The 12,024-nt window shown below is 42.5% G+C and carries 9 protein-coding genes, 1 tRNA gene and 3 pseudogenes; 4 read left to right on the top strand and 9 right to left on the bottom strand.

The features are described from left to right. Positions 1-4 precede the first annotated feature (4 nt). From HWQ43_RS09960 to HWQ43_RS09945, 4 genes are all read right to left on the bottom strand, one after another. A complete protein-coding gene (locus HWQ43_RS09960; RefSeq protein WP_292732536.1) occupies positions 5-1,069 on the bottom strand; it encodes a tetratricopeptide repeat protein in 1,065 nt (354 codons plus the stop codon). Between the two features lie 69 nt (positions 1,070-1,138). Beyond that, positions 1,139-1,846, bottom strand: coding sequence for a 16S rRNA (uracil(1498)-N(3))-methyltransferase (locus HWQ43_RS09955; protein WP_292732569.1), 708 nt, complete (start codon positions 1,844-1,846; stop codon positions 1,139-1,141). 88 nt (positions 1,847-1,934) lie between these two features. Further along, positions 1,935-3,851 (bottom strand): sulfite reductase, ferredoxin dependent, encoded by a 1,917-nt coding sequence (gene sir / locus HWQ43_RS09950; RefSeq protein WP_292732534.1) that lies wholly within the window; start codon positions 3,849-3,851, stop codon positions 1,935-1,937. 239 nt (positions 3,852-4,090) lie between these two features. Beyond that, complete coding sequence (locus tag HWQ43_RS09945; protein WP_292732532.1) at positions 4,091-4,630, bottom strand: hypothetical protein; 540 nt, start codon at positions 4,628-4,630, stop codon at positions 4,091-4,093. A 383-nt stretch (positions 4,631-5,013) separates the two neighbouring features. On the opposite strand from HWQ43_RS09945, the gene HWQ43_RS09940 reads away from it, so the two are divergent. From HWQ43_RS09940 to HWQ43_RS09930, 3 genes and pseudogenes are all read left to right on the top strand, one after another. Continuing rightward, on the top strand, positions 5,014-5,955 hold the full coding sequence (locus HWQ43_RS09940; protein WP_292732530.1) for an ADP-ribosylglycohydrolase family protein: 942 nt from the start codon (positions 5,014-5,016) through the stop codon (positions 5,953-5,955). A gap of 90 nt (positions 5,956-6,045) precedes the next feature. Then, a pseudogene (locus HWQ43_RS09935) lies at positions 6,046-6,800 on the top strand (ADP-ribosylglycohydrolase family protein); the annotation flags it as partial. A 175-nt stretch (positions 6,801-6,975) separates the two neighbouring features. After that, positions 6,976-7,164: pseudogene (locus HWQ43_RS09930) on the top strand (ADP-ribosylglycohydrolase family protein); the annotation flags it as partial. Positions 7,165-7,470: 306 nt separating this feature from the next. Here HWQ43_RS09930 and cutA read toward each other — a convergent pair. The 4 genes from cutA to HWQ43_RS09910 form a co-directional block, all read right to left on the bottom strand. Next, positions 7,471-7,803, bottom strand: a complete 333-nt coding sequence (cutA, locus tag HWQ43_RS09925; RefSeq protein WP_292732528.1) for a divalent-cation tolerance protein CutA — start codon at positions 7,801-7,803, stop codon at positions 7,471-7,473. Between the two features lie 5 nt (positions 7,804-7,808). Next, positions 7,809-8,810, bottom strand: coding sequence for a transposase (locus tag HWQ43_RS09920; protein WP_292732526.1), 1,002 nt, complete (start codon positions 8,808-8,810; stop codon positions 7,809-7,811). Between the two features lie 21 nt (positions 8,811-8,831). After that, a complete protein-coding gene (locus tag HWQ43_RS09915; RefSeq protein WP_292732524.1) occupies positions 8,832-9,683 on the bottom strand; it encodes a hypothetical protein in 852 nt (283 codons plus the stop codon). A gap of 140 nt (positions 9,684-9,823) precedes the next feature. After that, entirely contained in the window at positions 9,824-10,483 is a 660-nt protein-coding gene (locus HWQ43_RS09910) for an Npun_F0813 family protein (protein WP_292732522.1), read from the bottom strand. A 357-nt stretch (positions 10,484-10,840) separates the two neighbouring features. Between HWQ43_RS09910 and HWQ43_RS09905 the strand changes: the two genes are divergently transcribed. Then, positions 10,841-10,913: transfer RNA gene (locus HWQ43_RS09905), tRNA-Arg, on the top strand. 318 nt (positions 10,914-11,231) lie between these two features. Here HWQ43_RS09905 and HWQ43_RS09900 read toward each other — a convergent pair. Continuing rightward, a pseudogene (locus HWQ43_RS09900) lies at positions 11,232-11,597 on the bottom strand (transposase). Positions 11,598-12,024: the final 427 nt, after the last annotated feature.

Below are 12,024 nucleotides of genomic sequence, written 5' to 3'. Positions count from 1 at the left end.
CGAATTATTTAACAAACACCAGTCCACTATACAAATGAAAAGCTGAATCCCAATTAGTCTGTTCCCTACGAAACAGATCGATATGAGACTTGATATGACTCAACATTTCTGTTTGATCTAATGTTGTATCTGCAAAAGACGTGAAATCTGACCAGATTTTGACTTGAGGTAGTTGCTGGTCAATCCAACTTGATAAACTATTCCAATTAATTCTGATTGTATTTTGGCTAGCTTGAGGAATGATTTCTAAACCTTTCTGAAATTCATAGCCGTTATCATAAAGTCGGAGAATGGAACGTCTACCAGGTATGTGTAAATCACAAAACTGAGCATAGTCTTGTGTTTGAGTTTTCCATTCCAGTTTACGGCGGGCATTAACATCTACAACTTGTTCAAAAATGGGCAAAAGTCCCACTACTCTTGCTGTGACTTCTGACCAGTCAAAAGTCAGAGAACCGAGTTGATTTACCTCGTTTCGGCAAACAACAGTAACTTGTGGGGTAGATGCTTGGAAATGTTTGACTTGATAAACTTGAATTTGCTGAATTTGCGCTATTGTTGCCCAAAAGCAAGGAATACCAGCCTGCTGTAGCTGTTTCCCATAAAATTTTAGTTCTCCTACTTGGCCAGTGCGATACAATCTCCAGCCACGACTTGGGAGTACCAGCCGGGCAGTGTAGGGATCTAGCTGCATAATCTGAGCAAATTTTCGAGATGCTTCTGTTTTCATCTCGGTACTGAGTGGCTCTAAAACTAGTACGCCAAGTTCGGTGTTATTTGGTTCAGATTTTGCTTGGGAAATAGCTCTTTGTCTTTCTTCTAGTTCAATTTCTTGTAGCCGTCGCAAACCTTGGCGTGCGAGCGTTACTATTTTGGCGTTCCTTGTATCTCGTAGCAGTTGCCGATAAATTTTTTCTGCATCTTGGTGCTTTTCAGATACTTCATGGAGCCGACCGAGATAATATTGTACCCAAGGATTTTCGGGTGATTCTTTTTGCAGCTGTTTGAGTAATTTAGCTGCTGTTTGATAGTCTTTATGCTCAAAGGCGATCGCAACTTGCTCAATCATCACTTACTTTAAATTACACGCTGGAGTGATGTCTCGCGCAAAAGTAATTTTGCGTGAGCTATAAATCATTTATACTTCACAACATGCGGTAATCAAGGATAATGCTACTACTGGGGCTGTAACTGCTCTCAGGATGCGGCGACCAAGGGAAACGGGTTGAAATCCGGCTGACTTCGCATTCTCAAGTTCTTCTGTTGTCCATCCCCCTTCTGGCCCAGTAGCAATGACAATCTCCTCAGAAATGCTACTCAGCACCTTGCTTAAATGGGGATATTCTCCACGAGCCTCACAAATGTAACGGTGACTTGTCTGATTCGCGGTGACGGCAGTATTAAAAGCAACAGGTTCAAAAATTGTCGGCACGAATGAGCGCTCTGACTGTTCAGCGGCTTCCGCAGCGATGCGCCGCCAGCGTTCAAGCTTTTGAGGACTAGGATGAAGCAAAGTGCGATCGCTCAATACTGGTGCAATACAAGCTACTCCCAACTCTGTACAACACCGCACCACTTCATCAAATCCATTACCTTTGGGTAACGCCACCATCAGCGTAATTGATATAGGTAATTCTGTTTCTACTAACAGCGGTTCTAAAACCTGTGCTTGTTCCCCTGCTAGCTGCGCTAACCACCATTTTCCCTTACCATCCATTGCAATAAAGCGATCGCCTTCATGCAAACGCAACACACGCCCCAAATAATGCTGTTGTTCTTTGGTGAGAAAAATTTGTCCTTGTTGGAGTTGGGAGGGTGCGATCGCAATTCTTTGCAGTTGAGACATGGGATTTGGGAATTTCAAGAATATCAAATCAAAGATGGACACAGATAAGTCCATCTGTGTCCATTCATGGTTCAGTTATTTATTTGACTTACGAAAGATTCTGGAAGTAAGCCTCTAGCGCTTCACTCACCAACTGAGTCATCGGCTTACCTTGACTTTCTGCTACTTCCTTTAATTTGCTATAAACCTCTTCTTTCAAATTCACCCGATGGCGCGATTTGTTTGCACCATTAGCTGTTTGCGGTTCGTAGCTAGCAGCAAATTCGCGGATGGCATCAAAACCAACGCGATCGCAAAAATCACCAAAGCTTTCCTTTGATTTCCGAGATTTCTTAAAGTAAACAAAAATCGGCTCTAAGAAGCTTTCCAAGTCATTATGGTGCAGCTTTTCTATGTAAGGTTGTGCCAGTCGAGTCTGATTTGGCGAACCCCCTAACCATAGCTGGTAAGATTCTGGAGCGCTACCGACAAAAGCCAATTCTGCCAAGTAAGGACGAGCGCAGCCATTGGGGCATCCTGTCATCCTTACCACAAAATGTTCTTTTTGTAAACCTAGTTTATTCAACAGAGCGCGAATCCGCTCCAAAATACCCGGTATTGCGCGTTCTGATTCCGTGATTGCCAAGCCACAAGTGGGTAAAGCCGGACAAGCCATTGCATACCGCACTAAAGGTTCGATTTTACTAGGGTCGTCTCCGACACCGTGACGGCTGAGAATGTCTTGAATAGCTTCTTTGCTATCTGGTTCGATATCGTAAAAAATCAGGTTGTGGTTGGCTGTCAGACGGATGTGTAAGTTGAACTGTTCAACAATTTCCCGCAAAGCGGTTTTCAGTTGAAACGAACCTTCATCCTTGACTCGACCATTGTCAATAGAAATTCCTAAGAATAGCTTGCCATCACCTTGTTCATTCCAGCCGAGGAAGTCGTAATATTTAAACTCTGGCAGTGGTTTGAAGGCTTCGATTGATTTACCGAAATATTCTTCAACTTGAGTGCGGAATTTATCTAAACCCCAATCGTTGATTAGATATTTTAATCTGGCATGACGACGATCGGTGCGATCGCCATAATCTCTCTGAGTAGCAACAATCGCTTTTACAATGTCGTAGACATCATCCTTAGCCACATAACCGATGGGGTCTGCTAACCTAGCGAAAGTTTCTTCTTTACCGTGGGTTCTGCCTAAGCCACCACCAGCAAAAATATTAAATCCTTCTAATTGCTTCTTTTTATTGGTAATTACTACCAAAGTCAGGTCTTGGGAATACAAATCCACCGAATTATCCCCTGGCACTGTCACGCAAATTTTGAACTTGCGGGGCATGTAATGCGTGCCATAAATAGGTTCTTCGTTGTCATGGATAATTGTGCCATTCCCGTTGCGTTGTCGCGCCGCCTTCACCTCTGGGTCTTCTTCAGCACTAATTGCCTTTTCCCCATCTAGCCAAATTTCGTAATAAGCACCCGTTTGTGCTGACAACAAATCAGCAATATTCTGGGCATACTCCCAAGCATACTGATACTCTGGGCGATTCTTAAAAGGGGCTGGTGGTGCCATCACGTTGCGGTTGATGTCACCGCAAGCTCCCAAAGTCGAACCCAGATTGTTGACAATTGTAGCGATCGCTGCTTTCAAATTCTTCTTTAAAATACCGTGCAGTTGGAAACCTTGACGGGTAGTTGCTCGTAACGTGTGGTTGCCATACTCATCAGCTATTTTATCTAAAGCCAGATACAGCTGTGGCGGTACTAAACCACCCGGATTTTTTGTCCGCAGCATAAACTGGTAATCTTTTTCCTGTCCCTTGGTGCGGTTATCGCGGTTATCCTGTTGGTAAGAACCATGAAATTTCAAAAGCTGCACCGCATTTTCAGTAAAATGGGTAGTGTCTTGAAGGATCTCAGTTGCTACAGGTTCACGCAAAAAATTACTATTTTCCTTGATTCCTTCTACTTTGGAAGGCTTACGGCTAGCGATTGGGGAAGGAGCAGATTTAACCATTAGACTTGTATAGTATTCTCAATAAAGCATTACGTAGACGCCGAATCAGCACCCTTCGGCTACTTGATCCCCGGTAATCCGGCCGGAATAATGAGGAATGTTTTAATTTTACCACGGCAAAAGCTGGCTTTGTCAGTGATGTAATACTTAGCAAAACCAGCTTTTGGGAGTAGTGAGTTTTTAGTGCTGAGTCCTGAGTACTAAGTAAAGTATAAACTGACTGAGGACTCAATAATCTTTTATTTGAAGCGATAACCAATACCACCATTGATGCTAACAGCAGAAGCATCACTATTTTGGTAAGCACCAAGTCCTACTTTGGCATTAGTGTAGACGAGGAAATTGTTAGCAACTTCCGATTCAACGCCAGCACCTACCACTACCGAATCTCTGTTACCTATAGGAGTTGGTGAGCCATCTTTCTCTACAAAAGAATAACCACCAGTTAAATAGGCGTTAGTTCTATTAGCGATAGGCAAATCTACAGAAAGTTCTGGGATGATGGCACTTGTTTTATCACTCCAAAGAACATTACCGCGTGCAGAAAACGGCGTAGTTCCTAATTTCACACGCCCTGTGACATTACCACCAAAAGTGGCATCATCATTAATGCCTTGTCCGCCACTGGTAACGCCAGCTGCAACACCAGCACCAACATAACTAGCATCAGTACCCTTTTTGATTTCAGCAGAAGCTTGACCAGCTGATAGAACAAAAGGAGCAACTATTAAGGAAGACAATGTAGAAATTGTCACGAAAGACTTGAGTAAGCGTTTCATAATTTGGACCAAATTTTGTATTTTTTACTTGTATATTCCAGGTCGAAAATAAATTGATAATGTTCCAAATTATTCCCAATTTTTATTCAATCTCTGTTGTTATTAATGCATGACGTTTACAGGACAATTACCCATTGAAGCTGTTATAATTACATTTCAATGTCTTTTCCTTCTGGCTCTTTGTTCCCCTGATAGACGCTTTTAAAACTGTCACAATAATTGGAACTAAAACTTAATCGGGATATGGTAAATAAAATACCCGATTAATAATTTTTGCCGAGCTTTTCACAACTCATGAAAAAGTAGGCCGTAGCATCTGTTGCAACAAGCTATAGAGGGAATCTATAAAGTTAATTTTGAGCAATTATTGTGGAGATTGAATAATGCTAACCGCTGCAAAAACGTTGTCTGGTTTGATGGGTTTATGTGTCGGTGATGCGTTGGGTGTGCCAGTAGAGTTTACTAGCCGCGCTGAACGAGTAAAATCTCCAGTGACAACGATGTTGGGTTATGGCACATGGAATCAACCCCCAGGAACTTGGTCAGATGATAGTTCCTTAAGCTTTTGCTTGGCTGAATGCCTTTGTAGAGGGTATTCGTTGGAGGCTATAGCTAATTCCTTCTGGCGTTGGTACAAGGAGGCTTACTGGACTCCTCGTGGTGATGTCTTTGATATTGGTCAAACTACCCACACAGCAATTATGCGCCTGAAACAGGGAGTTGTTCCCCATCAGGCGGGTGGTAAGGTTGAAAATAGTAATGGCAATGGTTCTTTGATGAGAATCTTGCCGATGGCTTATTGTCACAGAAACTTAACTTTAGGCGAATTGCTGGCGCGGGTGCATGATGTTTCGGCGATTACTCATGCTCATGCGCGATCGCAAATGGCCTGCGGCATTTATATTAGTATTGCAGTGGCGCTCTTGGAAGGGGCTGACCTTCAAACAGCTTATTTACAAGGATTGCAAGATATCCAAACAATTTATTCTGTCCGAGAATTTTTGTTAGAAAAGCCGCATTTTGGCAGAGTTTTCAGTGGTGAGATTGCCAAGATACCAGTAGAAGAGATTAATTCTGGTGGCTATGTGATTGATACCTTAGAATCATCCTTATGGTGTTTATTAAATAGCTCGTCTTATTCTGAGGCGGTGCTGAAAGCTGTCAACTTAGGCGGAGATACAGATACTACCGCCGCCGTTACTGGTGGGTTAGCGGGAATTTACTACGGCGTGGAAAATATTCCCAAACAATGGATGAACCAAATTGCTCGTAGACAAGACATTATTTACTTGGCAGAGCGTTTTGCAAGGGCTGTTTACAGCTAGTTTGGAATTAGAAATTATCATCCCAAGCGTTTGATCGGTGGCTTTTCGCAAGTAAAATCAGTTGTAGAAAAGTTTCATGCTGGTTGAACAATGCTAACCGCTGCAAAAACGTTGTCTGGTTTGATGGGTTTATGTATTGGTGATGCGTTGGGTGTGCCAGTGGAGTTCACCAGTCGCGCTGAACGAGTAAAATCTCCAGTCACATCGATGCTGGGTTATGGAACTTGGGATGTTCCTGCTGGTACGTGGTCAGATGACAGCTCGCTGACTTTTTGTTTGGCAGAATGTCTTTGTGAGGGATTTTCACTGGATGCGATTGCTAATTCCTTCTGGCGCTGGTATCACGAAAGTTACTGGACTGCTCAAGGCGAAGTATTTGATATCGGTAACACCACATTTTTAGCAATTGTGAACTGGAAACAAGGAACTCCACCCCTGAAAGCAGGTGGTACTAGTGAAAATAGTAATGCAATGGTTCGTTGATGAGAATCTTGCCGATGGCTTATTGTCACAAAAGTTTAACTCTGGATGAATTGATTGCACGGGTACATCAAGTTTCTTCCATTACCCATGCTCATCTCCGTTCTCAAATGTCCTGTGGAATTTATATTAGTATTGCAGTGGCGCTCTTGGAAGGGGCTGACCCCCAAACAGCTTATCTACAAGGATTGCAAGATATCCAAACAATTTATTCTGTCCGAGAATTTTTGTTAGAAAAGCCGCATTTTGGCAGAATTTTTAGTGGTGAGATTGCCAAGTTACCAGTTGAAGAGATTAATTCTGGTGGCTATGTGATTGATACCTTAGAGTCATCCCTGTGGTGTTTGTTAAATAGCTCGTCTTATCCCTCTTTTGTCACTTTGGTAGAACCCAATCGCTGAAAGCCTTTCAGGGCTTACATCTCCAGGTTTTGGCTACAAATTTGAGTTACTGTTAGAAAATAAAAGCTCAAAGCTGGGCTACATAAAAGTTTCAGAATGTTGCTTCGATTATTATTTTCTGAAAGTGACAAAAGAGGGTTATTCTGAGGCAGTGCTGAAAGCTGTCAACTTAGGCGGAGACACAGACACTACAGCCGCCGTCACTGGTGGGTTGGCAGGAATTTACTATGGCGTGGAAAATATTCCCAAACAATGGATGAACCAAATTGCTCGTAGACAAGACATTATTTACTTAGCGGAGCGTTTTGCAAGGGCTGTTTACAGTTAGTAGTCTGTCAAGCGAAGTATTGAAGGGTAAAGGAACGAACCGCGAAGGACGCAAAGAGCGCAAAGGAAGAAGGAAAGAAGAGAAATTGAAGAATTTATCTACTCGTCAAAATTAATGACATGGTTAATCAGTTTTTAAATTTCTCTTCTTTATCTCTTAACTTCGTGCTCTACCCTTCGGGAAGCCACTTCGTGTCTATGTGTACTTCGCGGTTCGTTCTCTTATGTCTCAAATTTAATGGGACAGACTATTAGTTTGTAATTTTAAATTATACAAAGAGTGAGGAGTTATGAAAATCCTAACTCTTCACTCTTTACTTTTAACTTGCTGAGAAACCCACTGCAAGTAGGCTTGAGAACTGGCAACAATTGGTAAAGCAATAATTTCTGGAACCTCATAAGAGTGCAGTTCCTTGATTTTGGCCTCCATTGCAGGAAATTGCGCCAAATCAGTTTTAATCACTAATTGCCATTCTTGCTCTTTATGCAGTTCTCCTTGCCAGGTGTAAATTGAGTGGATTGGTAACAGACTCACACAAGCAGCGAGTTTAGCTTCCACAAGGGCATTTGCAATTGCTTCTGCCTCCTGTATGTTGCCAGCTGTCACCAATACCACACCATAGCCAGCGGGTGTCTCCATGACCTCTAAACCGTCGCAGACAAGGAATACACCTGACCATCAATCAGTAGTCGTGTGATGCCCTTAGCTTGCAAATGAGTCCGAGCCTTATGGAGCATTTTACTATCAGGAACTTTAATCACGCGATCGCGCTTGGTAGAAAAGCGCTTGGCTACACGATGATTATCAAACACCGGCAGAGTTCTTTGCTGAGTTTCCAGGCTGGGAATTTGTCCCAAATCACCAAAGTCCTTCAAAGGTCGCGTAATTAATTCTGAGGAACGGTCAATTACCAAATAGCAAGTTTTGGGCAAATTGGCTATCGACAGTGGTAAAACTTCAACTGATGCTTCACCTGGTTTTCTTTTTGTAACTAAAGGTCTTTCCTCATCCAGGTCATCATCATCAAAGTCTTCCTCCTCAAAGTCATCATCTTCTAAATCATCATCTTCTAAATCATCCAAATCCTCTGATTCATCGAGCAAATCATCGCCCAGCATGTGCGCGATGACAGCCGCTCCTGGATGTTCGTTCTTTAGCGGTGGGATGGGAATGCTGACTATTTCCGGCGGCTTTGGCTCTGGAGTTTCTAATTTCTCAGTGACTCGGAGTTTGGGTTTCTCCGTCGCCGAGGGGCGTCGCCGCACTCGTCTACTAGCAGCGATTGACTCAGCCGTTTCCTCTGAGTAAAGTTCCTGCTCTACACGAATTATCTTACGTGCTAGTGGCTCAACTTTCGGCACTTCCAAAGGTTGGCTTTCGATGGGTGGAGCTTCTATCTCTGGCTCCGGTTGAGTCAGCAGTGGTAACTGCTCGTAGCTTACCTGCGCCCTACCTTCAGGAGTTCTCGCAGCCCGCTTTAAAGAGACTAAGTATTCATACTCATCTTCAGGCAAAGTGCTTTTGAGCAAGCGACTAATTGTCGAGTTACTCACACCATAGCGTTCTGCCAAAGTTGAGGTTGTTTCGGCAGTCTCTCGATATAACTTCAGAATTTCTTGCTTGTCAGAGTCTGTTAATTTTCTCACGGTAGATACCAAAAATCTTTACTAAGCTCGTTTCCGTCCGCTGGTACGCCGTGTTCGTCTTAGTGATGCGTCATATTCTAAGACAGCGCCCATGCCAAATAACACTCCACTAAACACCCAAAACACTTCTAATATTTCTCCACTTTGATAATTGGGGCCTTGGGCGTATTTAAACCACATATCTGCAATGTAGAGCGAAAAGGCCGCGGCTGCAATCATTCGCCAAGACTGGGAAACTCTTCCCCCCCAAAAGGCTAGTAGCAGAGTGGTAGCAATAATTAACAAAACCACATCGCTAACTACGTAAAACCAATTCAAAATAGCGACTAGCAGTTCTGAGGGTGTTTCCTGCTGCATAGAAATCCACCATGCCAACAAACTACCGAACACTGCAATTGCTAACACAATTAGCCACTGCCATTTTTCCAGATTGATTCGCCTGGAAGCCACAGCTAAAATCATGCCTGCGCCAAGTAATAGATAAGTCAGTACAAAAAATATATCGCCTATAGACACATCTGGTTCATCTTTTAAAACTATTTCGGTATATCCGAAAATTATCCCTCCAACGAAATAGGAAAGCATACCTAACCCAATTAAGAGCCAAACATTTCGCCCACTGACGATTTGTGGACTTAGCCAGTTCCTCAAGCATAAGATACTGGCACCCAAATAAGCTAAAGCTTCAAAAATATTTGTGCCAATCACATACCACTCGGCTCGGCTTTCTATGCCATCGGCTCCGGGAACTTTGGCACTAAACAACAAAAAGTATAGCAGTGCCAGTACGGCCCAGCCAATATTAGCTAAGACAATGTTCTGAGTAGTGAAAATTGATTTAGAAAGGAACGAATTCTCGTAAGAGTTATTCATAGAGCTTGACTATGTAGATGCACTCTGGCAGTATTTTGAGTTAAAGGACTGTATATCTAGCAGTATGTCTACCAGGTAATACACAATCTGACACCAAAAGCAAGTGCCAGTGGCAGGAATTTGGTGAAAACATTTCCATGCTACTGCCATAGTTTACCCAGTGGCGATTGATTTAGCCAAGCGATAAACAGCGATCGCTCGGCTTCTGGCATATCTTCTAGCTTATAAATCACTTGTTTGGTAAAATTAGCGTTGCCAAAATAAGCTTTTCCTAATCGATGCAGTTCTTGTAACAGGATAACTACATGATTTTCTTGCCAATCAGGTATTTTAGCTGTCGGCAAAGGATTAGTAGATACCAAGTATTTAACCGCTTCTAGGGAAGATGCTTGAGGAAATTGCTTCTGCTTTAATACTTCCGCAATATCTTTTTCAAATAATGCAGCTTGTTTAGCACCTAAAAACTCTTCAATGTCGATAGAAACACCCTGTAACAGCAAAATACTGGCTTGGACTAAAATCGCCGTTTTGCCATGACCACCTGTATCACTATCCAGCTGCTCTAAACGGATTTTACCCCAGACGCTAAAGCGTTCCGGTTCCTCCAGCAAAACACAGGCTTTACCCCGGTTATCCGTTAATTCTCTCCATAAGGCTCTAGCTTCTTCTTCTTGACTAGCTTTGAAGACACTAATCAAGCGAAAAGTCTGCCCTTGATAACTGAGGATCGGCACTTGCTGATCCTTTTTTGGGTGCTGAATGCTTGATATTTCAACATCCTGCCGTTTGAGAATAAACATGGCACTAGCAAATAACTCCTCACAGGGGCACTCTTAATATGGAATATATAATGGCATTTGGCAGCATCGCCAAGGCTGAAATTACCTAGCATACTGTGGAAATGAGCCTAGCGATCGCCAGATACTTCCCGAAGGTAGCCACCCAGAGGGCGTTAGCGTTAACAGGCAAATAACCCCTTGACAACACAATATATCTAAACCAATACTCCATCTGTTTCGTTTTTAGTGTAAATTGACTAGCTAGCGACTAGCATCTTAGCCTTGCTAGTGGTAAATCTGCAATTTTTGATTGCTTCTTGGTAGGTGAAGACGATATAATAGTGTAGGTGACTCCTTCGGGAGCCATTATTTTGTTTTGGGCGCGTAGCTCAGTGGATAGAGCAATTGCCTTCTAAGCAATCGGTCGCAGGTTCGAACCCTGCCGCGCTCGTTTTAACTCAATATGAACCCTCAAGTATCGTGAAGTGATATGATGATTAAGCTGTTGCGCGTATAGTTTGCACTTTTTATGGCTTGGAACCCTTGTTTTAACAGGAACACTCTGGAAAATTAAAGACACTACAGCTTACCTCGGTTGAGGGTTCGTTATTGCTGCATCATACTAAAAATAACGTGAGTTCGACGGCTCTAAAAAACGGCAGGAGGCAGTGCAGGCAAATCTTTTGGGTAAATGTCAATTGAGGGTTTTTTGGGCAGATAGGTGTAAGCAGCCAAACCAGCCATCAAGTTGACCAAAAAGTTAAATACACTACAATGCCCTTGGGTGTTCTATTTGACACATATTTTTCAGATGGTCATTGACGACTCGGAGGACTGCTCGTTTGCGTAAAAGAATTTTATCAATCAGTTTTACCAAGCGATTTTTCATGCTCTTCTTAGATTTGGTAAGTAACTGTAATCCCCGTTCATATAATTCTTCAAATAATTTTTGACCAGATTATCCTCGGTCGCCAAATAGTTGAGCCAGTGCCTTGGGCGGCTCTGCCGACTTGAAGCAACTGGCGTTACCAATTAGATCCTTAGTCATATCTGGGACTGGCACTCTATCATCAACATTTGCCGGAGTCAGCTTGAATGCAAGCAATTCTCCACAGTCGTTAATAGTCAGACTCATGTAGTTGTGGTTTTGGTAATTGCCATGAGTTTTTGGTCATCGGACTCTGTTGTATCGGTGTTCAAAAATCTGATTCATGGCTTCGCCAGTTTACGCATAGTTTCAGAGTAAAAAACGATGTCATAGAAATAATGGTACTCCTCGACAACTACTATCCTTTCAAATTTTTAGGAAAGCAAGTTGAATACATCCATTTGGGCGATACAGTAAATTGTTCATCCTCAATTTATAGTTCAACAGGTTAAAAATATTCTCCGCAATTGACAATTAAATTTTTCGAGAGTACCTTCAGGTACAAGCAACCTTGTATATTAATGTAAGCCGAAGATAGTTTATAGGACTTACGCATTGACAGAAAAGCCTAAATGACAGATATACCTTTCAAGGCTTTTAGCTAGATTTTTCAATTATCTTTTTGCGATCGCAA

This window comes from Nostoc sp. JL31, assembly GCF_017114965.1.
In the GTDB taxonomy this organism is placed as follows: Bacteria; Cyanobacteriota; Cyanobacteriia; order Cyanobacteriales; family Nostocaceae; genus Nostoc; species Nostoc punctiforme_A.
This window is presented reverse-complemented; position numbering and strand designations above follow the sequence as displayed.